General features: G+C 62.9%; 23 protein-coding genes and 1 other RNA gene. 17 read left to right on the top strand and 7 right to left on the bottom strand.

The annotated features are described in order from the left end of the window. Positions 1-74: 74 nt before the first annotated feature. Positions 75-1,040, bottom strand: a complete 966-nt coding sequence (locus IB274_RS08485; protein WP_192431554.1) for a hypothetical protein — start codon at positions 1,038-1,040, stop codon at positions 75-77. 91 nt (positions 1,041-1,131) lie between these two features. Then, on the bottom strand, positions 1,132-2,031 hold the full coding sequence (locus tag IB274_RS08480) for a GlxA family transcriptional regulator (RefSeq protein ID WP_192431792.1): 900 nt from the start codon (positions 2,029-2,031) through the stop codon (positions 1,132-1,134). Between the two features lie 253 nt (positions 2,032-2,284). On the opposite strand from IB274_RS08480, the gene IB274_RS08475 reads away from it, so the two are divergent. Then, entirely contained in the window at positions 2,285-3,430 is a 1,146-nt protein-coding gene (locus IB274_RS08475; protein ID WP_192431553.1) for an acyl-CoA dehydrogenase family protein, read from the top strand. Between the two features lie 52 nt (positions 3,431-3,482). Here IB274_RS08475 and IB274_RS08470 read toward each other — a convergent pair whose 3' ends face one another. Beyond that, complete coding sequence (locus IB274_RS08470) at positions 3,483-4,520, bottom strand: NADP(H)-dependent aldo-keto reductase (RefSeq protein WP_192431552.1); 1,038 nt, start codon at positions 4,518-4,520, stop codon at positions 3,483-3,485. A 246-nt stretch (positions 4,521-4,766) separates the two neighbouring features. Between IB274_RS08470 and rplM the strand changes: the two genes are divergently transcribed. From rplM to IB274_RS08435, 7 genes are all read left to right on the top strand, one after another. Further along, a complete protein-coding gene (gene rplM, locus IB274_RS08465) occupies positions 4,767-5,195 on the top strand; it encodes a 50S ribosomal protein L13 (RefSeq protein WP_015475857.1) in 429 nt (142 codons plus the stop codon). Positions 5,196-5,209: 14 nt separating this feature from the next. Continuing rightward, entirely contained in the window at positions 5,210-5,602 is a 393-nt protein-coding gene (gene rpsI / locus IB274_RS08460; RefSeq protein ID WP_015475858.1) for a 30S ribosomal protein S9, read from the top strand. Positions 5,603-5,851: 249 nt separating this feature from the next. Then, complete coding sequence (petA, locus tag IB274_RS08455) at positions 5,852-6,442, top strand: ubiquinol-cytochrome c reductase iron-sulfur subunit (RefSeq protein ID WP_138521293.1); 591 nt, start codon at positions 5,852-5,854, stop codon at positions 6,440-6,442. Continuing rightward, complete coding sequence (locus IB274_RS08450) at positions 6,442-7,653, top strand: cytochrome b (RefSeq protein WP_015475860.1); 1,212 nt, start codon at positions 6,442-6,444, stop codon at positions 7,651-7,653. Before petA ends, IB274_RS08450 begins: the two co-directional genes overlap by 1 nt. After that, complete coding sequence (locus tag IB274_RS08445) at positions 7,653-8,435, top strand: cytochrome c1 (protein ID WP_192431551.1); 783 nt, start codon at positions 7,653-7,655, stop codon at positions 8,433-8,435. The genes IB274_RS08450 and IB274_RS08445 overlap by 1 nt, the downstream gene beginning before the upstream one ends. Positions 8,436-8,528: 93 nt before the next feature. Beyond that, complete coding sequence (locus IB274_RS08440) at positions 8,529-9,146, top strand: glutathione S-transferase N-terminal domain-containing protein (RefSeq protein WP_192431550.1); 618 nt, start codon at positions 8,529-8,531, stop codon at positions 9,144-9,146. 11 nt (positions 9,147-9,157) lie between these two features. After that, positions 9,158-9,562: a ClpXP protease specificity-enhancing factor gene (locus IB274_RS08435; RefSeq protein ID WP_192431791.1), complete on the top strand. Its 405-nt coding sequence runs from the start codon at positions 9,158-9,160 to the stop codon at positions 9,560-9,562. A 48-nt stretch (positions 9,563-9,610) separates the two neighbouring features. On the opposite strand, the gene IB274_RS08430 is transcribed toward IB274_RS08435, so the two are convergent. From IB274_RS08430 to IB274_RS08415, 4 genes are read right to left on the bottom strand one after another with little or no spacing between them, the layout of a single operon-like run. Next, positions 9,611-10,189: a BON domain-containing protein gene (locus IB274_RS08430; protein WP_024764053.1), complete on the bottom strand. Its 579-nt coding sequence runs from the start codon at positions 10,187-10,189 to the stop codon at positions 9,611-9,613. Next, complete coding sequence (locus IB274_RS08425; RefSeq protein WP_017518113.1) at positions 10,186-10,779, bottom strand: phosphoheptose isomerase; 594 nt, start codon at positions 10,777-10,779, stop codon at positions 10,186-10,188. Before IB274_RS08425 ends, IB274_RS08430 begins: the two co-directional genes overlap by 4 nt. A 28-nt stretch (positions 10,780-10,807) precedes the next feature. Continuing rightward, a complete protein-coding gene (locus IB274_RS08420) occupies positions 10,808-11,185 on the bottom strand; it encodes a YraN family protein (RefSeq protein ID WP_192431549.1) in 378 nt (125 codons plus the stop codon). After that, a complete protein-coding gene (locus tag IB274_RS08415) occupies positions 11,182-12,996 on the bottom strand; it encodes a penicillin-binding protein activator (protein WP_192431548.1) in 1,815 nt (604 codons plus the stop codon). Before IB274_RS08415 ends, IB274_RS08420 begins: the two co-directional genes overlap by 4 nt. 127 nt (positions 12,997-13,123) lie before the next feature. On the opposite strand from IB274_RS08415, the gene rsmI reads away from it, so the two are divergent. The 9 genes from rsmI (at position 13,124) to mraY (ending at position 22,020) form a co-directional block, all read left to right on the top strand. Continuing rightward, the gene (gene rsmI / locus IB274_RS08410) at positions 13,124-13,972 is read left to right on the top strand and encodes a 16S rRNA (cytidine(1402)-2'-O)-methyltransferase (RefSeq protein ID WP_192431547.1); all 849 of its coding nucleotides are present in this window, start codon (positions 13,124-13,126) and stop codon (positions 13,970-13,972) included. A 40-nt stretch (positions 13,973-14,012) separates the two neighbouring features. Next, positions 14,013-14,369, top strand: an RNA gene (gene rnpB, locus IB274_RS08405) — RNase P RNA component class A. 307 nt (positions 14,370-14,676) lie between these two features. Next, on the top strand, positions 14,677-15,132 hold the full coding sequence (gene mraZ, locus IB274_RS08400; protein ID WP_081517487.1) for a division/cell wall cluster transcriptional repressor MraZ: 456 nt from the start codon (positions 14,677-14,679) through the stop codon (positions 15,130-15,132). 8 nt (positions 15,133-15,140) lie between these two features. Then, positions 15,141-16,082 (top strand): 16S rRNA (cytosine(1402)-N(4))-methyltransferase RsmH, encoded by a 942-nt coding sequence (rsmH, locus tag IB274_RS08395; RefSeq protein WP_192431546.1) that lies wholly within the window; start codon positions 15,141-15,143, stop codon positions 16,080-16,082. Continuing rightward, positions 16,079-16,372 (top strand): cell division protein FtsL, encoded by a 294-nt coding sequence (gene ftsL, locus IB274_RS08390; protein WP_045209619.1) that lies wholly within the window; start codon positions 16,079-16,081, stop codon positions 16,370-16,372. The genes rsmH and ftsL overlap by 4 nt, the downstream gene beginning before the upstream one ends. Next, positions 16,369-18,117, top strand: a complete 1,749-nt coding sequence (locus tag IB274_RS08385) for a peptidoglycan D,D-transpeptidase FtsI family protein (protein WP_081517488.1) — start codon at positions 16,369-16,371, stop codon at positions 18,115-18,117. The genes ftsL and IB274_RS08385 overlap by 4 nt, the downstream gene beginning before the upstream one ends. After that, entirely contained in the window at positions 18,117-19,580 is a 1,464-nt protein-coding gene (locus IB274_RS08380; RefSeq protein WP_192431545.1) for a UDP-N-acetylmuramoyl-L-alanyl-D-glutamate--2,6-diaminopimelate ligase, read from the top strand. Before IB274_RS08385 ends, IB274_RS08380 begins: the two co-directional genes overlap by 1 nt. Beyond that, the gene (locus IB274_RS08375; protein WP_192431544.1) at positions 19,573-20,937 is read left to right on the top strand and encodes a UDP-N-acetylmuramoyl-tripeptide--D-alanyl-D-alanine ligase; all 1,365 of its coding nucleotides are present in this window, start codon (positions 19,573-19,575) and stop codon (positions 20,935-20,937) included. The genes IB274_RS08380 and IB274_RS08375 overlap by 8 nt, the downstream gene beginning before the upstream one ends. After that, a complete protein-coding gene (gene mraY, locus IB274_RS08370; RefSeq protein ID WP_081517491.1) occupies positions 20,938-22,020 on the top strand; it encodes a phospho-N-acetylmuramoyl-pentapeptide-transferase in 1,083 nt (360 codons plus the stop codon). Positions 22,021-22,027 lie beyond the last annotated feature (7 nt).

Below are 22,027 nucleotides of genomic sequence, written 5' to 3'. Positions count from 1 at the left end.
CTTGCTCGCGAACCGCCCAGCACCGGAGCTGCCGGGAAATGTTCGCGAGCAAGCTCGCTCCTGCAAGTGGTGACTCAGCGCTGCGCCATCTCCTGCTGCGCCTTCTTTAGCAATTGCTGGGCGTGGGCGACTTCCAGCGCCTCCATGGCGTTGATCGGCTTGATGGCTACAGCCTTCTTCAGCTGATCCAGCGCCTTCTGCTCCTCGTCCTCGCCATACACGTAGCCCAGCGCGTTGGCGTATTCGTAGTGGCCGATGGGCAGGTCGTCGGAGGCGCGGAAGGAGCGTGCGAAGTACTGCTCCATCTTGTCCGCACTGACCCCGTAGGTCATCTTGCCCACCAGCTTGCCAACCTTGCGGATCACGCCGGCTTCATAGCCGCCGTAGAGCGCCAGGGCGAACGGCTGGTTCGGCTGCTTGGCCAGGAGGGCGTCCAGTTCCTTGGGGATGTCGCCGGTGTAGCCGCGCTTGAGCACCACCGGCACCGACAGGTCCTCGGCCAGGCGGGCCTTGGCGTAGGCGCGGCCGAACTGGGCGATTGGGTCGGCGTTGAGCAGCGGACCGGCCTCGTCGGTGTAGCTGATGACTTCCTCCAGCAGGCGCTGCTTTTCTTCCTGGTTCGGCGCGAGGAACATGGCGTAAAGAACCTGGGCGAACATGCCCGGCACCTGCCCGCCGACGCCCAGTGCCAGGCCGTCCTTCTTGGCTCGGGCGAAGTCGCCGCGGAACACCTTGCGCCACACGTCCTGCAGCTTTTCGGCGTAGACCTGCGCCTCTTCCGGCTTGCCGCTGAAGCCGGTGCCGGCGGTCACGGTCTTCTCAAGGGCGTCGGGATGCCGGGTGGCCATGGTCACCACCCAATCCGCATCCGGGAACGGGTAGTTGGCGCCGAAGCCGCGTGTTAGTCGCGGCCATGCCGCGCGCAGCTTGTCGCCGCTGTAGTCGAAGGCGCTCTGGTCGTAGGGGAAGGGTTTCCAGGTGTCGTCCGCCACAGCGTTCAGGCTGAAGACGGCCATCAAGGCAAGCAGAAAGCGGCGCATGGCGATATCCCGTTGGGTTCTTGTTGTCGATTGCTGCCCTGATCATAGGGCGGCACCCGAGTCCGTGAACCCATCCTAGGGATGGCCTGTTTCAGGCTTCCTTCTGTTCGTACTGGCGCCGGTAATGATTCGGTGACAGCCCAGTGTGCTGTCTGAACAGGCGCGCGAAGAAGCTGGCGTCGTCGTAGCCGACTTCGTAGCTGATGGTCTTGATGCTCTTGCGGCTGGTGGACAACAGGTTGCGCGCGGTCTCGATGCGCAGGCGCTGCAGGTAGTGCAGCGGCTTGTCGCCGGTGGCCGCCTGGAAGCGCCGCATGAAGTTGCGGATGCTCATGCCGTGCTCGCGAGCCACGTCTTCAAAGCGGAACTTGTCGCAGAAGTGCTCTTCCAGCCAGTGCTGGATCTGCAGGATTGCCGGGTCGTGGTGCAGCTTCTGGCCGCCGAAGCCCAGGCGGCCGGGCGTGTAGGTGCGCTGCACTTCATAGAGGATGTCGCGGGCCACGCCCTGGGCAACGGCGGCGCCGCAGAAGTGCTCGATCAGGTAGATGTACAGGTCGCGCACCGAGGTCAGGCCGCTGGCGCTGTAGATGTTGTCGGCGTCGGCTATGTGCTTGTCCTGGTTGAGCAGCACCTTGGGGTAGCGCTCGGCGAATTCGCGGAAGAAGCGCCAGTAGGTGGTCGCTTCCTTCCCGTTCAGTAGTCCTGCTTCGGCCAGCCAGAACACCCCCGAAACCTCGCCGCACAACACGCAGCCAGCTGCATGACGGTCGCGCAACCAGGGCATCACCTGTGGATAGAGGGTCAGCAGTTCGTCGAAGTCGCCCCAGAAGGCGGGAAGAATGACTAACTCCGGTTCGTCCAGGGCACCGTGTACCGGCAGGAGATCGCCGCTGAAGGTCATCACCGGCTGGCCGTCGGGACTGACGATGCGGGTCTCGAAGCTGGGCTGCAGTCCAAGGCCCTGTTGGCGACCATGGCGCAGGGCGGCCATGTGGAAGAAGTCCTTGGCCTGCATCAGGGTGGAGCCGAACACGCCGTGGGTGGCGAGGATGCTGACGCGGCGCAGCACACGGGAAGCTGGATTGGGCATCGGTTCTTGTACTTCTTATGGATGTCTTTGCATGACGCTAAAGCGGTCATGATGCGGCTGGATCGTCTTATTTTTTGGCGAAAGTGTCCAGTGCAGAGCGGTTCGTGCTTGGCCTACAGTCGGCCTTCCAATAATTCCTACAACCGATCCGCAGGTGCAGCGCATGATTCCAAGAACCCTGTTCAGTTCAGACCACGAGCTGTTCCGCGACAGCGTCCGCAAGTTACTCGAACAGGAGGCAGTGCCCTTCCACGCCCAGTGGGAAAAGGACGGTCACGTCGATCGCCAGCTTTGGAACAAGGCCGGGGAGGCCGGGATGCTCTGCTCGCATCTGCCCGAGGCCTATGGCGGCATGGCCGCGGACTTTCTCTACAGCGCCGTGGTGATCGAGGAGATCGGTCGTCTGGGTCTGACCGGCATCGGCTTCTCGCTGCATTCGGACATCGTCGCGCCCTACATCCTCCATTACGGCAGTGAAGAGCTGAAGCAGCGCTACCTGCCCAGGCTGATCTCAGGCGAGATGGTCTCGGCCATCGCCATGACCGAGCCGGGCGCCGGCTCCGACCTGCAGGGCGTGAAGACCACCGCCGTGCTGGATGGCGACGAGTACGTGATCAACGGCTCGAAGACCTTCATCACCAACGGCTGGCTGGCCGACCTGGTGATCGTGGTCGCCAAGACCGACCCCAAGGCCGGCGCCAAGGGCACCAGCCTGTTCCTGGTGGAGGCCGGCACGCCGGGCTTCAGCAAGGGCAAGCGCCTGGAAAAAGTCGGCATGAAGGCCCAGGACACTTCCGAGCTGTTCTTCCAGGATGTGCGCATCCCCAAGGAAAACCTGCTGGGCAAGGACGGGCAGGGGTTCATTTACCTGATGCAGGAACTGCCCCAGGAGCGCCTGACCGTAGCCCTCGGCGCGCTGGCCTCGGCCGAGGCGGCGCTGAAATGGACGCTGGACTACACCCGCGACCGCAAGGCCTTCGGAAAATCCGTTGCGGACTTCCAGAACACGCGCTTCAAGCTCGCGGAAATGGCTACCGAGATTCAGGTCGGTCGCGTCTTCGTCGACCGCTGCCTGGAGCAGCACCTGGAAGGCAAGCTGGATGTGCCGACCGCGGCGATGGCCAAGTACTGGACCACCGACTTGCAGTGCAAGGTGCTCGATGAGTGCGTGCAATTGCACGGTGGCTACGGCTTCATGTGGGAGTACCCGATCGCCCGTGCCTGGGCCGATGCACGCGTGCAGCGTATCTACGCCGGGACCAACGAGATCATGAAGGAGATCATCGCCCGCGCGCTGTGACCGGCACGGATGAAAAGCCCGGCATTGCCGGGCTTTTTCGTTTGCGCAGCGATCAGGGGGCCGGGTTTGGCTGGTCCTTGTGGATCGCCTCGATGCCTGCGAGCACCTCGTCGGAGAGCTTCAGCTCGAAACTGGCCAGGTTGGCTTCCAGTTGCTGGAGGTTGGTCGCACCGATGATGTTGCTGGTCACGAACGGTTGGCTGGTGACGAAGGCGAGGGCCATCTGGGCCGGATCCAGGTCGTGCTCGCGGGCCAGGGTGACGTAGCGGTCGCAGGCGCTGGCGGTCTGCGGGTTGGTGTAGCGGGTGAAGCGGCTGAACAGGGTGATCCGTGCATTGGCCGGGCGCGCGCCGCCGAAGTACTTGCCCGAGAGCATGCCGAAGGCCAGGGGCGAATAGGCCAGCAGGCCGATCTGCTCGCGGATGGCGACTTCCGCCAGGCCCACCTCGAAGCTGCGGTTGAGCAGGTTGTAGGGGTTCTGGATCGACACCGCGCGCGGCCAGCCGCGCTCCTGGGCGATCTGCAGGAAGCGCATGGTGCCCCAGGGCGTCTCGTTGGAGAGGCCGACGTGGCGGATCTTGCCGGCGCGAACCTGCTCGTCCAGGGCCTCCAGGGTGTCTTCCAGCGCGGTGAAGCTTTCTTCCTTGTGCTGGTAGCCCAGTTGGCCGAAGAAATTGGTGCTGCGCTCAGGCCAATGCAACTGGTAGAGGTCGATCCAGTCGGTCTGCAGGCGCTTGAGGCTGCCGTCCAGCGCCGCGACGATGTTCTTGCGATCAAGCTTTGGCTGGCCGTCGCGGATGTGGCTGATGGAGTTGCCGGGGCCGGCGATCTTGCTGGCGAGTACCCAGTCAGCGCGATCGCCGCGCTGGGCGAACCAGTTGCCGATGATCTGCTCGGTGCGGGTGTAGGTTTCCGCGCGCGGCGGCACCGGGTACATCTCGGCGGTATCGATGAAATTCAGACCGGCGGCCTTGGCCCGTTCGATCTGGGCGAAAGCCTCCTCCTGGGTATTCTGTTCGCCCCAGGTCATGGTTCCCAGACAAAGGGCGCTGACTTTCAGTTCGGTGCGGCCGAGCGGGCGGTACTCCATGCAGGTCTCCTCATGAAAACAAGTGCGTCATACAGTTGAAAATTCTGCCGGAATCTGCATAATTTCGCAGCCTTTCATCGGTGGGGGATGCCAAAGCCTGCCGATTGATACATCTAGTCGTTACGGACGCACACCGACCCGAGCCCCAATTCGTGTCTGTCTTCGGCTGTCCTTGACTTGTCAAGGCAACCACTGTCCAGTAAGATTCGCCGTCTTATTTTCAGGCGGCCCCTGAGGCTATAACGAATGAAAACTTATACCGCGAAACCAGAAACTGTTAAGCGCGACTGGTTCGTCGTCGACGCTGCTGGCCTGACCCTGGGTCGTCTGGCTACCGAGATTGCTACCCGCCTGCGCGGCAAGCACAAGCCGGAATACACCCCGCACGTTGACACCGGCGACTACATCGTCGTCATCAACGCCGAGCAGGTTCGTGTCACCGGCGCCAAAGCTACCGACAAGATGTACTACCATCACTCGGGCTTCCCGGGCGGTATCAAGTCGATCAACTTCGAGAAGCTGATCGCCAAGGCTCCTGAGCGTGTTATCGAGACTGCCGTCAAAGGCATGCTGCCGAAAAACCCGCTGGGCCGCGACATGTACCGCAAGCTGAAAGTGTACAAGGGTGCCAACCACCCGCACACCGCTCAGCAGCCTCAAGAACTGAAGATTTAACGGGATAGCTCATTATGTCGGCGACTCAAAATTACGGCACTGGCCGTCGTAAGACCGCTACCGCTCGCGTCTTCCTGCGTCCGGGTACTGGCAAGATCTCCATCAACAACCGCTCCATCGAGCAGTTCTTCGGTCGTGAGACCGCTCGCATGGTTGTCCGTCAGCCGCTCGAGCTGACCGAGAACACCGAGAAGTTCGATATCTACGTAACCGTCGTTGGCGGTGGCGTAAGCGGTCAAGCTGGTGCGATCCGTCACGGTATCACCCGCGCTCTGATCGAGTACGACGAGACCCTGCGCAGCTCGCTGCGTAAAGCCGGCTACGTCACTCGCGACGCCCGCGAAGTTGAACGTAAGAAAGTCGGTCTGCGCAAAGCGCGTAAGCGTCCGCAGTACTCCAAGCGTTAATACGACGCTTCGAAAAAAACGCCCAGATCCTTTGGACTGGGCGTTTTTTTATGTCTTCAATAAGTTCGTGCGGCAAGGTGTCGCATCCGCGCAAGCCGCGCGGCGCAAGGGTTCCAGGGGTTGCGTAACAGGCTATTACCTTGTCATCACAAGGGCTTTTCTTTACCATTTGGCGAATTTTTTGCGCGGCTCGAATTTTTACTTAAAAGCCTGATTTGAACAGGCTTGAAGCTGATGGGAGACGACTGAATGAGTAATGACGGCGTGAATGCAGGCCGGCGTCGCTTCCTTGTCGCGGCCACCTCGGTGGTAGGTGCGGCAGGAGCGGTCGGAGCTGCGGTCCCGTTCGTGGGGTCATGGTTCCCCAGTGCCAAGGCGAAGGCCGCTGGCGCGCCGGTGAAGGTCAACGTAGGGAAGATCGAGCCGGGCCAGCAGGTTGTGGCCGAGTGGCGCGGCAAGCCGGTATTCCTGGTGCATCGCACCAAGGAAATGCTGGATGCGCTGCCGACCCTAGACGGGCAGCTGGCCGACCCCGAGTCGAAGGCATCGGAACAGCCGGCCTACGTCGATCCCAAGCTGCGTTCGATCAAGCCCGAGCTGGCCGTGATCGTCGGTATCTGCACCCACTTGGGCTGCTCGCCGACCTTCCGCCCGGAAGTCGCTCCCGCGGATCTCGGTCCGGACTGGAAGGGTGGTTACTTCTGCCCGTGCCACGGCTCCCATTACGATCTTGCCGGCCGCGTTTACAAGGGGCAGCCCGCGCCCCTGAACCTGCCGATTCCGCCCTATACGCTGGATGGTGATGAGTTGACCATCGGTGTGGACCAGGAGAAAGCCTGATGAACAAGTTCATGGCTTGGGTCGATGCCCGCTTCCCCGCGACCAAGATGTGGGAAGACCATCTGAGCAAGTACTACGCCCCGAAGAACTTCAACTTCTGGTACTTCTTCGGTTCGCTCGCACTGCTGGTCCTGGTTAACCAGATCCTCACCGGTATCTGGCTGACCATGAGCTTCACCCCGTCGGCGGAAGAGGCTTTCGCTTCCGTCGAGTACATCATGCGAGATGTAGATTACGGCTGGATTATCCGCTACATGCACTCCACCGGTGCGTCGGCGTTCTTCGTGGTCGTCTACCTGCACATGTTCCGTGGCCTGCTGTACGGTTCGTACCAGAAACCGCGCGAGCTGGTGTGGATCTTCGGCATGCTGATCTACCTCGCCCTGATGGCCGAGGCTTTCATGGGCTACCTGCTGCCCTGGGGCCAGATGTCCTACTGGGGTGCCCAGGTGATCATCTCGCTGTTCGGCGCCATCCCGGTAATCGGTGAAGACCTGTCCCAGTGGATCCGTGGTGACTTCCTGATTTCCGGCATCACCCTGAACCGCTTCTTCGCCCTGCACGTGATCGCGCTGCCGATCGTCCTGCTCGGCCTGGTGGTGCTGCACATCCTGGCGCTGCACGAAGTCGGCTCGAACAACCCCGATGGCGTGGATATCAAGAAGAAGAAGGACGAGAACGGCATTCCTCTGGATGGCATCCCGTTCCACCCGTACTACACCGTAAAAGACATCGTCGGTGTCGTGGTCTTCCTGTTCGTCTTCTGCACCGTGATCTTCTTCTTCCCGGAAATGGGCGGATTCTTCCTCGAGAAGCCCAACTTCGAGATGGCGAACCAGTTCAAGACCCCGGATCACATTGCCCCGGTTTGGTACTTCACACCGTTCTACGCCATCCTGCGCGCCGTTCCGGACAAGCTGATGGGCGTTATCGCCATGGGCGCCGCCATTGCTGTGCTGTTCGTGCTGCCATGGCTGGACCGTAGCCCGGTTCGCTCGATCCGCTACAAGGGCTGGCTGAGCAAGATCTGGCTGGTGATCTTCGCGGTTTCCTTCGTGATCCTCGGCTACTACGGCTCGCAAGCGCCGTCGCCGCTTGGCACCACGCTGTCCCGCCTGTGCACCATTCTGTATTTCGCCTTCTTCATCCTGATGCCGTTCTACACCCGGATGGAGAAAACCAAACCGGTTCCGGAAAGGGTGACTGGCTGATGAAAAAGCAATTCGCTGCATTTGTTCTGGCTCTGCTGCCTGTCTTCGGTTTTGCCGCCGAAGGTCATGGCCCGGCCCTGGATCGCGTCGATATCGACCTGACCGATAAGGCCGCCATGCAGGATGGCGCGCGCACCTTCGCCAACTACTGCATGGGCTGTCACAGCGCCAAGTTCCAGCGTTATGAGCGTGTCGGCCGTGATCTGGGTATCCCGGAAGAGCTGATGATGAGCCACCTGGTGTTTACCGGTGCGAAGATCGGTGACCACATGGACATCGGTATGAAGCCGGCTGACGCCAAGGTTTGGTTCGGCGCTGCGCCGCCAGACCTGACCCTGGTAGCTCGCGTTCGTGGTACTGACTGGCTGTACACCTACCTGCGTTCGTTCTACGAAGATCCCAAGCGTCCGTGGGGCGTGAACAACAAGGTCTTCCCGAACGTCGGCATGCCGAACGTGCTGGTCAGCCTGCAGGGCCGCCAGGTCGTCGGTTGCAAGCAGGTTCAGGTCGTCGAGGATGGCAAGAAGCAGTACGATCCTCTGACCGGTACCCCGCTGACCCACGAGGCCTGCGACCAACTGACCATCGTGCCGAAATCCGGTCAGCTGACCGAGGCTCAGTTCGACGAGAAGGTGAAGAACCTGGTGACCTTCCTGGCTTATTCGTCTGATCCGAACAAGCTGGACTCTCACCGTATCGGCACCTACGTCCTGCTGTTCCTGGCCTTCTTCTTCGTGTTCGCCTACCTGCTCAAGCGCGAATACTGGAAGGACGTGCACTAAGCACCACCAGTCGTAGTAACAAGCGCGCGCCCTACGGGGCGCGCGTGCGTTTTTCTACCTCCCACAAGAAGATCCTGCGAGGAGGCGCGCGGCATGGCCGCAATCAACAAGCTCACCTGCTTCTCCGACCCTTCCTGCCACTACAGTCACCGCGTGCGTCTGGTGCTGGCCGAGAAGAGCGTTGTCGCCGACATCATCGACGTACCTGCCGGCAACATCCCGGCCAAACTCGCCGAAGTGAACCCCTATGGCAGCCTGCCGACCCTGGTGGATCGCGATCTCGCGCTCTACGAGTCGACGGTGGTCATGGAGTACCTTGATGAACGTTATCCACATCCGCCGCTGCTTCCGGTCTACCCGGTAGCTCGCGCCAACAGCCGCCTGCTGATGCACCGCATCCAGCGCGACTGGTGCAGCCTGGTGGACCGTATCCTTGATACCCGCCGCAAGGATGCCGAACGAGCCTTGGCGCGCAAGGAGTTGCGTGAGAGTCTGACCGGGGTGTCGCCGCTGTTCGCCGACAAGGCGTTCTTCCTCAGTGATGAGCTGAGCCTGGTGGATTGCTGCCTATTGCCGATCCTCTGGCGTCTGCCGATCCTGGGCATTGAGCTGCCGCGGCCGGCGAAGCCTCTGCTGGACTACATGGAGCGGCAGTTTGCGCGGGAAACTTTCCGTGCGAGCCTGTCCTCTATCGAACGTGATATGCGCTAAGGAGCCTGATGATGAACTCCAGTCGTCCCTATCTCGTGCGAGCCCTCTATGAGTGGATCGTCGACAACGGCTGCACGCCGCATATCCTGGTGAACTCCGAGTATCCGGGTGTGCGGGTGCCGCCGGGTTATGCCAGTGATGGCCAGATCGTGCTCAACGTCTCGCCGACCGCGGTGCACCACCTGCAGATGGACAACGAGGCGGTGAGCTTCGAGGGTCGCTTCGGTGGGGTCGCCCAGAGCCTTTATGTCCCGTCACAGGCTGTGATGGCCATCTATGCGCGGGAGAACGGCCAGGGCATGGTTTTTGATTTGGAGCCGCCGGTGCCTACCGATGACGAGGATCTGCCCGATGACGGCCCCTCCGACGAGCCGCCTCGCCCCAGTGGTCGGCCAAGTCTCAAGGTGGTGAAGTAATAAAAAGGCGACCCGAGGGTCGCCTTTTTCATGCCTGCAATCGAGTGATCAGTCGATGTACTCGAACAGGCGGACGATCTTCTGCACGCCGTCCACGCCTTGCACCACCTGGGTGGCCAGGTCGCCTTCCTTGCGGGTCACCAGGCCCAGCATGTAGACGATGCCGTTCTCGGTCAGAACCTTGATGCGGGTGGAGGGCACGTTCGCGTCAGCGAGCATCTGGCTCTTGATCTTGGTGGTCAGCCAGGTGTCGTTGCTGCGGGCGGCCAGGGAAGATGGCTGCAGGATCTGCAACTCGTTGTGCACGGTCTTGACCTTCTGCACTTCCTTGGCGGCTTGTTCGGCCTTGTTCTTCAGGTCGGCGCGCGGCGTCTGGCCGGCCAGCAGCACCACGCCGTTGTAGCTGATCACCACGACGTGGGAATTGCGATCGAGATCCGGATCGGCCTTGGCGACGTTCACCGCCACCTTGGTCTCGATCAGCGAGTCGTCGATCTTGCTGCCAAGGGTACGGGTGCCCTTGTCATCGTCGATCGGCTTGTCGCGGGTGGCGCTGACGAAGCTGCTGCAGCCACCCAGTGCCATGGTCACGGCCAGTGCGGCTGCGATCAGAGGGGTACGGGTCATTCTTCACTCCCGAACAGTTGACGGTCGATTAGGTCGCACAGGCAGTGGATGACCAGCAAGTGGACTTCCTGGATGCGTGCGGTGACCTTGGCCGGAACGCGGATCTCCACGTCTTCGGGCAGCAGCAACGATGCCATGTTGCCGCCGTCGCGGCCGGTCAGAGCTACGACAACCATTTCGCGATCATGTGCGGCCTGGATCGCTTGAATGACGTTCGCCGAGTTACCGCTAGTGGAAATCGCCAGCAGCACGTCACCCGGTTGGCCCAGGGCGCGGATCTGCTTGGAGAAAACTTCGTTATAGCTGTAGTCGTTGGCGATCGAGGTGATGGTGGAGCTGTCGGTGGTCAGGGCGACCGCCGGCAGGCTCGGACGCTCGCGCTCGAAGCGGTTCAGCAGTTCGGAGGAGAAGTGCTGCGCATCGCCGGCGGAACCGCCGTTGCCGCATGAGAGGATCTTGCCCTCGTTCAGCAGGGCATTGACCATGACCATGCTGGCCTGCTCGATATGCGGGATGAGCACCTCGGTAGCCTGTTGTTTGGTCTCGATGCTGGCATGGAAGAGCTGGCGGATACGGGATTGCATGTCCATCAGGTGTGACCTTTCGTCGGGCGTCTGATCAGGTGTCAAAAGCGTTGGGAATCCAGTTCAAGTGCCCTGCGGAGCCTGGGCCGCGCGCGTCGATGGCGACGATGTCGAACCGGCAGGGGTGACTGCTCCAGCGGGCATTCTGTTGCAGGAAGAGTTCGGCGGAAATGGCCAGGCGCTGTTGCTTGCGCCAGTCCACGCTCTCCAGTGCTCCTCCCCAGGCCGAATGCCGGCGGGAGCGAACTTCGACGAATACTACTGTATCGCCGTCCAGCATGACCAGATCAAGCTCGCCGCGGCGGCACGTCCAGTTCTGCGCCAGGAGGCGCAATCCATGCTGTTCCAGGTAAGCCAGGGCGGCGGCTTCGGCCTGCCGCCCGGCTTTCTGGGTCGGGCTGTTGCCGATCAAATACCGCTGCTCTCCAGTGGCTGCACCTGGCCATTCTTGAACTCGGCCCAGGGCAGGCGGCGCTCGACGCGCTGGCCGGCGCTGACGCTCAGAGTGCCCGTCAGGCCGTCTACCTGCATGCTCGGCACGGCCTTGAGCTCCGGCAGGCGCGGGGCCAGCTGGTAGGCGTCGGCGCCCATGGCGTACAGGCGACCGAGGCTGCCGTTGGCGGCCGGCCACTGGGCGGCGACCTGCTGGCGCAGGGCGTTGTTCGGATTCAGCAGCCACGGGGTCTCGCAGAAGCGGATGCCATTCAGGTCCTGGTCCTGCGCCGGGTTGTTTACGCCGGTGTACAGGTTGGAAGTGGCATAGACCGGCAGGTCGCCAGCGTACTGGAAGGCCAGCGTTGGCTTGATTTGGCGGGCTTGCTGCGGGGTGGCGGCGAGGAAGATGAAGTCGATGTCCTGACGGCGCGAGGGTTGGGTGTCGACGCTGCTGTCGAGTACGCCCTGCAGGCGCTTGGCGCGGCCTTCGCTCTGGCGCAGTTGCAGCAGGTCGGCGATCTGGCGGGCCAGCTCCACCGGCTGGTCGACGTGCTCGGCGGCGATCAGGGTGCCACCGGCCGCTTGCCAGTTGCGGCTGAAGGAGGCGAGTACGCGGTCGCCCCACTCGCCGCGCGGTACCAGGGCCACGGCGCGGCGCATGCCGTCGTTCCAGGCACGGTTGGCGACTTCTCGGGCTTCGTCCTCGGCGGACAGGCCGAACTGGAACAGTTGGGCCGGGCCTTCCTGGTTGCCGTCTGCGTAGTTCAGCGCAAGGGTGGTAATCGGGAGTTGCGGCTGGCTGCTCATTTGCTTGACCAGATTCTTTTCCAGTGGGCCAACGACCAGCTGTACGCCGTCGGCCTGGGCCTGGCGATAGAACTCGTCCAGCGAGCGCACCTGGCTGCTGTCGTAGAGCTTGATCGCCGGTTGTGCCTGGCCGCTTTGCTGGGCCTGGTAGTGGGCGGCGAGGAAGCCGTCCTGCAGGGCGCGAGCGACGGAGGCGAGCTGGCCCTGTTGCGGTAGCAGCAGGCCGATCTTGTTCAGCGGCTGGGCGGCTAGGGACTTCAGCTTGGTCAGGGCGTCCGGCAATTGCTTGGCAGCCGGATGGTCCGGGTTCTGCGCGACCCAGTTGTCGATGTTCGACTGCTGTTCCTTAAGGGTCGAGGAAGACTTGGTGATGCGCGCCAGCTCCAGCCAGCCGTTCAGGTCGCCTTCGTTGCTGCTGGCCTGCATCTGCTCAAGGGGCAGGCTGGACGCCAGCTTCCAGATTTCCTCATGGTTGGCCTTGCTGGCCTCGGCATTAAGCAGCGGATCGATGAACACGCGCTCGCGGGCGGCGCTCAGTGTTTGCCCGTCAGCGGCCAGGGCCAGGGATTTGACCATGCCGGTGCGGGCCTGCAGGTCGACCGGCATTTCGCTCAGACGCTGGAAGTTGGGGTTGTCGAAGGCCTTCAGGGCCGCTTTGGTCTTGTTGCGGGCCAGTTCGAGCTGGGCACGCAGGGTGCTGGCAAAGACCTGCTGGGCGGGCTTCAGGCTGTCCATCGGAATCTGATCGAGGATCTGCGTGGAGCGGCCGAGATCCTTCTGCTTGTACGCCAGATCGGCAGCGGACAGGCGCAGGACGGCGGCTTCGTCCGGCTTGGCGGTGGAGGCCTGCTGCAGCAGCTGTTCGATGCTGGCGTCCGGGGTGCGCGGCAGTTCGCCGAGATTGGACGACGGGGAGGACGCACAGGCGGCGAGCATGCCAGCCAGGAACAGAGCGGATAGCGGACGCAGGCGAGCGATCATATCGGGCTTCTCGTGACGCATTCAAAGAGCTGCCGATTGTACCCAAGCGGCGAGGGTGACGCGATGGCGGCTGCCGGAATCGGGATACAATGCGTCTTTTCCGACACTTTCGGTGAGGATCTCCCGCGTGACCCTAGGCACTCTCTATGTGGTGGCCACTCCCATCGGCAACCTGGATGACATCAGTGCCCGTGCGCTGAAGGTGCTGGCCGATGTGGCGCTGATCGCCGCTGAAGACACCCGCCACTCCGTACGCCTGCTGCAGCATTTCGGAATCCAGACGCCACTGGCGGCCTGCCACGAGCACAACGAGCGGGAGCAGGGTGGGCGCTTCCTCACCAAGCTGCAGGCTGGCGAGGACGTTGCGCTGATTTCCGATGCAGGCACGCCGCTGATTTCCGATCCGGGCTACCACTTGGTGCGCCAGGCGCGCGCAGCCGGCATCGCCGTGGTGCCTGTGCCCGGGGCCTGTGCGCTGATTGCAGCGCTTTCCGCTGCTGGTCTGCCGTCGGATCGTTTCGTCTTCGAAGGCTTTCTGCCCGCCAAGGTCGCCGGTCGTCGTGGGCGCCTGGAGGCGCTGGTGGATGAACCGCGCACCCTGATTTTCTACGAGGCGCCGCACCGAGTGCTGGAGTGCATCGAGGACATGGCTGCGATCTTCGGCGACGAACGGCCGGCCCTGCTGGCCCGTGAGCTGACCAAGACCTTCGAGACCCTGAAGGGGCTGCCGCTGGGCGAGTTGCGCGAATTCGTGGCCTCCGACAGTAATCAGCAGCGGGGTGAATGCGTGCTGCTGGTGGCTGGCAAGCCCGCACCGGAAGGCGATGAGGTTGTGGATGCGCAGACTCTGCGGGTGCTTGATCTGCTGCTGGCGGAACTGCCGGTCAAGCGCGCCGCAGCGCTTGCTGCGGAGATCACCGGGGGGCGCAAGAATCAGCTTTATCAGATCGCACTGGAGCGCCAGGGCAAGGCTTGAGCTTGTCCTGAGCGTCGTCAGCCGCTAACCTTGCGGACTGAGAGTCGATTGGACAGTCGCTGTTCCGTGGTGTTCCACCACGGGGTGGAGGAAAGTCCGGGCTCCATAGGGCAGAGTGCCAGGTAACGCCTGGGAGGCGCGAGCCTACGGAAAGTGCCACAGAAAATAACCGCCTAAGCGCGCAAGCGCCGGTAAGGGTGAAAAGGTGCGGTAAGAGCGCACCGCACGGCTGGCAACAGTTCGTGGCTAGGTAAACCCCACTCGGAGCAAGATCAAATAGGAACCCATTGGCGCGGCCCGCGTTGGGTTCGGGTAGATCGCTTGAGGCATGCAGTGATGTATGTCCCAGAGGAATGGCTGTCCTCGACAGAACCCGGCTTACAGATCGACTCTCAGCACTTTTCCTCCACTTCTTTCCACATGACCATTTGTCGCTGACCGGAAGAAGTTACAAACTTAAGAAATCACTTTAAGTATGAAAGCCCAGTGTTTTGAAAACACTGGGCTTTTCTCTTTTCTGGCGCGTCAAATCCCCTCCCCGAACATCGCAAAAGCACGCTAAATCTCGGTCCTGTAAGGATTTTTCCCCTCCAGCTCGCCTTGACGGTGGGGAGCGCGGATTTCTATAGTGTGCGGAAGTGGTACGAAGTGGGTAAAAGTGGGATCAACAGGCATGGATAGCCAACCACAGGGGAAGCGCTGACGTGTTTCGCGGAGCTAACGCCATCAGTCTCGACGCCAAAGGGCGCCTCGCGATGCCGAGTCGGTATCGTGACGAGCTCGTTTCGCGTTGCAATGGCCAGCTCATCGTCACCATCGATGCCGTCGACACCTGCCTCACCGTTTACCCCCTCCCTGAATGGGAACTCATCGAAGCCAAGCTGCGCGAACTGCCCTCGCTGCGTGAAGAAACGCGGCGCCTGCAGCGTTTGCTGATTGGCAATGCCGTTGACCTGGAGCTGGATGGCGCTGGGCGTTTCCTCATTCCGCCGCGCCTGCGCGAGTACGCCGGCCTGGACAAGAAAGCGATGCTGGTCGGCCAGCTGAACAAGTTCCAGTTGTGGGACGAAGATAAATGGAATGCGGTTGCCGAGGCCGATCTCGCAGCCATCAAAGAGCCCGGCGGCCTGCCGGATGAATTGCGCGACCTTATTCTGTGAGCCTGCCTGTGACCAGTACCTTCCAACACATCACCGTTCTGCTCGAGGAGGCCGTCGAAGCGCTGGCCCCCCTGGAGGGCGGCCGCTATGTGGACGGAACCTTCGGAAGGGGAGGTCACAGCCGGGCCTTGCTCGGCAAGCTCGGCCCGGGCGGTCAACTGCTCGGGTTCGACAAGGACCCGCAAGCCATCGCGACGGGAAAAACACTGGCGGCCGAAGACGGCCGCTTCGTCATTGTGCAAAGGTCCTTCGCCGAGATGGCGGAAGAGTTCTCCGCGCGCGGCCTGCAGGGCAGCGTGAATGGGGTTCTGCTGGATCTGGGCGTGTCCTCGCCGCAGCTGGATGACCCCGAGCGCGGCTTCAGCTTCCTCAACGACGGCCCGCTGGACATGCGCATGAATCCGGACCAGGGCGTCAGCGCTGCGCAGTGGATCGCCACCGCCGCGGAAGACGAGATTGCCCGTGTGTTCAAAGACTACGGCGAAGAGCGCTTCGCCAAGCGCATGGCTCGCGCCATCGTGCAGCGCCGTGCAGAAGCGCCGTTCGAGCGCACCGCCGATCTGGCGGCCGTGATCACCGAGGCCAATCCGGCCTGGGAGAAGGGTAAGAATCCGGCTACCCGAGCCTTCCAGGGCTTGCGCATCTTCATCAACAACGAGCTGGGCGATCTGGAGCGTGGCCTTGAAGCCGCGCTGGAAGGCCTGGCCGTGGGCGGTCGCCTGGTGGTGATCAGCTTCCATTCGCTGGAAGACCGCATCGTCAAACAGTTCATGCGCAAGCAAGTGAAGGGCGAGGCGGACAATCTGCCGCGCAACCTGCCTATCCAGGTCAAGCCTTTTGATCCGCGCATGAAGTTGATCGGCAAGCCTATCTATGCCTCCGAGGCCGAACTCAAGGCCAACCCGCGCTCGCGCAGCGCGGTCATGCGCATCGCGGAGAAGCTCAGATGAGCCGGCTCTTCTCCAAGCGCCTGCCGACCGGCAGTTTCTTCATGCTGCTGCTGTTCATCGGCGTGCTGCTGTCGGCCATCTCCGTTTCCTACAGCGCGTACTGGAACCGCCAGCTGCTCAACTCGCTGTACACCGAGCTCAACATTCGCGACAAGGCGCAGGCCGAGTACGGCCGCCTGATTCTCGAGCAGAGCACCTGGACGGCCCACAGCCGCATCGAAGGCCTGGCGACCGACCAGCTGAAGATGCGCGTACCCGATCCGACCGAAATCATCATGGTGGCGCCATGAGAGACCTGGCCGGCGCTCGCTATCCCTGGCGCTTCCGCGTCGTCATCGCCCTGCTGCTGGCGATGGTGGCGGCGATCGCCTGGCGGATCGTCGACCTGCACGTCATCGACCACGACTTCCTAAAGGGCCAGGGCGATGCTCGCAGCGTCCGGCACATCACCATTCCCGCGCACCGTGGCTTGATCACCGACCGTAACGGCGAACCGCTGGCAGTCAGTACCCCGGTTGCCACGCTCTGGGCCAACCCCAAGGAGCTGGTGCTCGAGCGTGAAAAGTGGGGCTTCCTCGCTGACGCCCTTGGTCAGCCCAAGGCGGCGCTGTCCGAGCGCCTGGATGCGAACGCCGACAAGGAGTTCATCTATCTGGTCCGTGGCCTGACCCCGGAGCAGGGCGAGGCCGTAATGGCCCAGGTGAAAACCCATCGCATCCCGGGCGTCTATTCGGTTGAAGAATTCCGCCGCTTCTACCCGTCCGGCGAAGTTGCCGCTCAGGTAGTGGGCTTCACCGACGTCGACGACCGCGGTCGTGAAGGTGTGGAACTGGCCTTCGACAGCTGGCTGGCCGGCGTGCCGGGCAAGCGCCAGGTCCTCAAGGACCGCCGTGGCCACTTGATCCGTGATGTCCAGGTTACCCGCAACGCCAAGGCCGGCAAGACCCTGGCCCTGTCCATCGACCTGCGCCTGCAGTACCTCGCCAACCGCGAGCTGCGCAACGCGCTGGTGGAGAACGGCGCCAAGGCCGGCAGCCTGGTGATCCTCGATGTGAAGTCCGGGGAAGTGCTAGCCATGGCCAACCAGCCGACCTACAACCCGAACAATCGTCGTAACCTGCAGCCGGCGATGATGCGCAATCGCGCCATGATCGATGTGTTCGAGCCGGGTTCGACCATGAAGCCGTTCTCCATGAGTGCAGCGCTGGAAACCGGTCGCTGGAAGCCCACTGACAAGGTCGAGGTCTACCCCGGCACGCTGCAGATCGGCCGCTACACCATTCGTGACGTGTCCCGTACCGAGGGGCCGGTGCTGGACCTGACCGGCATCCTGATCCGCTCCAGTAACGTGGGGATGAGCAAGGTCGCCTTCGATATCGGCGGCGAAGCCATTTACAGCCTGATGCAGAAGGTCGGCCTCGGCCAGGACACCGGCCTGGGCTTCCCCGGCGAGCGAGTTGGCAACCTGCCGAACTACCGGGAATGGCGCAAGGCAGAAACGGCGACCCTGTCCTACGGCTACGGGCTGTCCGTCACCGCCATCCAGCTCGCCCATGCCTATGCAGCGCTGGCCAACAATGGCCGCAGCGTACCGCTGACCATGGTCCGCGCTGACCGTCCGGCCGAAGCCACCCAGGTCATTCCCGAGCCGGTTGCCAAGACCATGCAGGGCATGCTGCAGCAAGTGATCGAAGCGCCGAATGGCGTTTACCGCGCCCAGGTGCCGGGATACCACGTGGCTGGCAAGTCCGGTACCGCGCGCAAGACCGCGACCGGCGCCAAGGGCTACGCCGAGAATTCCTATCGCTCCCTGTTCGCCGGCTTCGCGCCAATGAACAACCCGCGCTACGTCGCCGTGGTGGTCATCGATGAACCCAGCAAGGCCGGCTACTTCGGTGGCCTGGTTTCCGCGCCGGTGTTCAGCAAGGTGATGTCTGGCACGCTGCGCCTGATGAATGTGCCGCCGGACAATCTGCCGGCGACCCCGCAGCAACAAGCTGATGCTGCGCCCGCTGCCAAAGGAGGGCGTGGCTGATGCCGATGAGCCTGAATCAACTGCTGCCGCAAGCCGAAAGCGGCGAACTGATCCGTGAGCTGACCCTGGACAGCCGTACCGTCAAGCCGGGCGACCTGTTCCTGGCTGTGCCGGGTGGTCGTCAGGATGGCCGCGGGCACATTGCCGCCGCGCTCTCCCAGGGCGCTGCCGCTGTCGCCTATGAAGCGGAAGGTGCTGTTGATCTGCCGCCCAGCGACGTGCCGATGATCGCCATCAAGGGCCTCGCCAAGCAGTTGTCCGCCATCGCCGGACGCTTCTACGGCGAACCCAGCCGTGGCGTCGAACTGGTTGGTGTGACCGGCACCAATGGCAAGACCAGCGTCAGCCAGTTGGTGGCCCAGGCGCTGGACCTGCTCGGCGAGCGCTGCGGCATCGTCGGCACGCTCGGCACCGGTTTCTATGGCGCGCTGGAAAGCGGTCGCCACACCACGCCTGACCCGCTTGCCGTGCAGGCGACTCTGGCACGCCTGAAGCAGGCTGGCGCCAGGGCCGTGGCCATGGAAGTGTCCTCCCACGGTCTGGAGCAGGGCCGCGTCGCGGCGCTGGGCTTCGACGTGGCGGTGTTCACCAACCTGTCCCGTGATCACCTTGACTACCACGGCTCGATGGAAGCCTACGGCGCCGCCAAGGCCAAGCTGTTCGCCTGGCAGGGCCTGCGTTGCCGGGTGATCAACCTGGACGATGACTTCGGCCGCCAGTTGGCCGCCGAGTCCCACGAATCCCGCCTGATCGGTTATAGCCTGATTGACCCGTCGGCCTACATCTATTGCCGCGAAGCCGCTTTCAGCGACGCCGGTGTACAGGCGCAGATTGTCACTCCTCAGGGTGAAGGCCTGCTGCGCAGCTCGCTGCTGGGCAAGTTCAACCTGAGCAACCTGCTGGCCGTGGTCGGCGCGCTGCTGGGCCTGGACTACCCGGTGGGCGACGTGCTCAAGGTGCTGCCGCAACTGGAAGGCCCGATCGGCCGCATGCAGCGCCTGGGCGGCGGTGAAAAGCCGCTGGTGGTCGTCGACTACGCCCACACCCCGGACGCGCTGGAAAAAGTGTTGCTCGCCTTGCGTCCTCACGTGCACGGCCAGCTGCTGTGCCTGTTCGGTTGCGGTGGCGACCGTGACAGCGGCAAGCGCCCGATCATGGCGCAGATTGCCGAACAGCACGCGGACCGTGTACTGGTCACCGACGACAACCCGCGCACCGAGAAGAGCGAGGCGATCATCGCCGACATCCGTGCCGGTTTCGCCAAACCTGACGCGGTCGAGTTCGTGCCCGGTCGAGGTGAGGCCATTGCTCGCCTGATCGCTTCTGCCAGCGTTGATGACGTCGTATTGCTGGCCGGCAAGGGGCACGAGGATTACCAGGAGATCGACGGCGTTCGTCATCCGTTCTCCGATCTGGAACAAGCCGCCAAGGCGCTGGCTGCCTGGGAGGTGAAGCGTGCTTAAGCCCCTTTCGCTCAACGAAGTCGCTGCTGCGCTGCAAGGCCGTGTGATCGGCGACGACGTCAGCTTCGACGCCGTGAGCACCGACAGCCGCGCCATCGTGCCCGGCCAGCTGTTCATTGCGCTGACCGGTCCGCGTTTCGACGGCCACGACTACCTGGCCGACGTCGCCGCCAAGGGCGCGGTTGCTGCCTTGGTCGAGCGCGAAGTCGCCGGTGCGCCGCTGCCGCAACTGGTCGTGGCAGATACCCGTATCGCGCTGGGCCAGCTCGGCGCGCTGAACCGCGCTGCCTTTACCGGTCGCGTGGCCGCCGTGACCGGCTCCAGCGGCAAGACCACCGTGAAGGAGATGCTCGCCAGCATCCTGCGGACCCAGGGCGAAGTCCTGGCGACCCGCGGCAACCTGAACAACGACCTTGGTGCGCCGCTGACCCTGTTGCAACTGGCCCCTGAGCACAAGAGCGCCGTCATTGAGCTGGGCGCCAACCGTGTCGGCGAAATTGCCTACACGGTCGCGCTGACCCGCCCGCAAGTCGCCATCATCACCAACGCCGGTACCGCCCATGTGGGTGAGTTTGGCGGGCAGGACAAGATCGTCCTGGCCAAGGGTGAGATCCTCGAAGGGCTGGATGCCGACGGCGTGGCCATCCTCAACCGCGACGACAAGGCTTTCGACACCTGGCAGGCTCGCGCGGCCGGTCGCCGTATTTCCAGTTTCGGCCTGCACGACGCTCGCGCCGATTTCCGCGCCAGCGACATCAAGCGTGATGCTCGTGGTTGCCCGGGTTTCACCCTGCAAGGCCCGGCCGGCGAGGCTTCCGTTCAGCTGAATCTGCTGGGTGAGCACAACGTCACGAACGCACTGGCCGCCGCCGCCGCCGCTCACGCCCTCGGCGTGCCGCTGGTCGGGATCGTTTCAGGCCTGCAGAACCTGCAGCCGGTCAAGGGTCGCGCCGTAGCCCAGCTGGCGACGAATGGCATGCGTGTGATCGACGACAGCTACAACGCCAACCCGGCTTCAATCTGCGCGGCGATTGATATACTCGCCGGCTTTTCCGGCCGGACCGTCCTGGTCCTCGGGGACATGGGCGAGCTGGGTGCCTGGGCGGAATCTTCCCATCGCGAAGTGGGAACCTACGCCATTGGCAAAGTCACCGCGCTCTATGCCGTCGGACCGTTGATGAGCCACGCCGTGCAGGCGTTCGGTTCCGCGGGCCGGCATTTCGCTGATCAGGCCAGCCTGATCAGCGCCCTGGCCGACGAAGCATCGACCACCACCATTCTGATCAAGGGTTCCCGCAGCGCGGCGATGGACAAGGTCGTCGCGGCGCTGTGTGGTTCCTCCGAGGAGATTCACTAAATGCTGCTGCTGCTCGCCGAGTACCTGCAACAGTTCTACAAGGGCTTCGGCGTCTTCCAGTACCTGACCCTGCGCGGCATCCTCAGCGTGCTGACCGCGCTCGCACTGTCGCTGTGGCTGGGCCCGTGGATGATCCGCACCCTGCAGATCCGCCAGATCGGCCAGTCCGTGCGCAACGACGGCCCGCAATCGCACCTGTCCAAGAAAGGCACGCCGACCATGGGTGGCGCGCTGATCCTCACCGCCATCGCCATCAGCACCCTGCTGTGGTCCGACTGGTCGAACCGCTACGTCTGGGTCGTGCTAGCCGTGACCCTGCTGTTCGGCGCCATCGGCTGGGTGGATGACTACCGCAAGGTGATCGAGAAGAACTCCCGTGGCCTGCCGAGCCGCTGGAAGTATTTCTGGCAGTCTGTATTCGGCTTGGGCGCGGCGATCTTCCTTTATATGACTGCCGAGACGCCGGTCGAGACCACCCTGATCGTGCCGATGCTGAAGAACGTCGAGATCCCGCTGGGCATCTTCTTCGTGGTGCTGACCTACTTCGTGATCGTTGGCTCCAGCAACGCGGTGAACCTGACCGACGGCCTCGATGGCCTGGCGATCATGCCCACCGTGATGGTCGGCGGCGCGCTGGGGATCTTCTGCTACCTGTCGGGGAACATCAAATTCGCCGAATACCTGTTCATCCCGAGCGTGCCAGGGGCGGGCGAGCTGATCATCTTCTGCGGTGCGATCGTCGGCGCTGGGTTGGGCTTCCTCTGGTTCAACACCTATCCGGCCCAGGTCTTCATGGGTGACGTCGGCGCGCTGGCGCTGGGCGCCGCGCTGGGCACCATCGCCGTGATCGTCCGCCAGGAAATCGTGCTGTTCATCATGGGTGGCGTGTTCGTCATGGAAACCCTGTCGGTGGTGATCCAGGTTGCCTCCTTCAAGTTGACCGGCAAGCGGGTGTTCCGCATGGCGCCGATTCACCACCACTTCGAACTCAAAGGCTGGCCGGAGCCGCGCGTGATCGTGCGCTTCTGGATCATCACGGTGATTCTCGTGCTGATCGGCCTGGCTACGTTGAAACTGCGTTGAGGACTGA

Origin of the sequence: Pseudomonas sp. PDM18, assembly GCF_014852585.1 — a bacterium.
In the GTDB taxonomy this organism is placed as follows: domain Bacteria; phylum Pseudomonadota; class Gammaproteobacteria; order Pseudomonadales; family Pseudomonadaceae; genus Pseudomonas.
The sequence above is the reverse complement of the archived record's forward strand: the minus strand, read 5'-3'. Positions and strand labels throughout refer to the sequence as shown.

Bases quoted from the DNA above. Each gene is read 5' to 3' on its own strand.
- IB274_RS08385 (WP_081517488.1), top strand. From the start codon at position 16,369: ATGAGAGACCTGGCCGGCGCTCGCTATCCCTGGCGCTTCCGCGTCGTC.
- IB274_RS08470 (WP_192431552.1), bottom strand. From the start codon at position 4,520: ATGGAGTACCGCCCGCTCGGCCGCACCGAACTGAAAGTCAGCGCCCTT.
- petA (WP_138521293.1), top strand. From the start codon at position 5,852: ATGAGTAATGACGGCGTGAATGCAGGCCGGCGTCGCTTCCTTGTCGCG.
- IB274_RS08425 (WP_017518113.1), bottom strand. From the start codon at position 10,779: ATGGACATGCAATCCCGTATCCGCCAGCTCTTCCATGCCAGCATCGAG.
- ftsL (WP_045209619.1), top strand. From the start codon at position 16,079: ATGAGCCGGCTCTTCTCCAAGCGCCTGCCGACCGGCAGTTTCTTCATG.
- IB274_RS08435 (WP_192431791.1), top strand. From the start codon at position 9,158: ATGAACTCCAGTCGTCCCTATCTCGTGCGAGCCCTCTATGAGTGGATC.
- IB274_RS08415 (WP_192431548.1), bottom strand. From the start codon at position 12,996: ATGATCGCTCGCCTGCGTCCGCTATCCGCTCTGTTCCTGGCTGGCATG.
- IB274_RS08485 (WP_192431554.1), bottom strand. From the start codon at position 1,040: ATGCGCCGCTTTCTGCTTGCCTTGATGGCCGTCTTCAGCCTGAACGCT.
- IB274_RS08380 (WP_192431545.1), top strand. From the start codon at position 18,117: ATGCCGATGAGCCTGAATCAACTGCTGCCGCAAGCCGAAAGCGGCGAA.
- IB274_RS08440 (WP_192431550.1), top strand. From the start codon at position 8,529: ATGGCCGCAATCAACAAGCTCACCTGCTTCTCCGACCCTTCCTGCCAC.
- rplM (WP_015475857.1), top strand. From the start codon at position 4,767: ATGAAAACTTATACCGCGAAACCAGAAACTGTTAAGCGCGACTGGTTC.
- mraY (WP_081517491.1), top strand. From the start codon at position 20,938: ATGCTGCTGCTGCTCGCCGAGTACCTGCAACAGTTCTACAAGGGCTTC.
- IB274_RS08445 (WP_192431551.1), top strand. From the start codon at position 7,653: ATGAAAAAGCAATTCGCTGCATTTGTTCTGGCTCTGCTGCCTGTCTTC.
- IB274_RS08430 (WP_024764053.1), bottom strand. From the start codon at position 10,189: ATGACCCGTACCCCTCTGATCGCAGCCGCACTGGCCGTGACCATGGCA.
- IB274_RS08480 (WP_192431792.1), bottom strand. From the start codon at position 2,031: ATGGCCGCCCTGCGCCATGGTCGCCAACAGGGCCTTGGACTGCAGCCC.
- IB274_RS08450 (WP_015475860.1), top strand. From the start codon at position 6,442: ATGAACAAGTTCATGGCTTGGGTCGATGCCCGCTTCCCCGCGACCAAG.
- rpsI (WP_015475858.1), top strand. From the start codon at position 5,210: ATGTCGGCGACTCAAAATTACGGCACTGGCCGTCGTAAGACCGCTACC.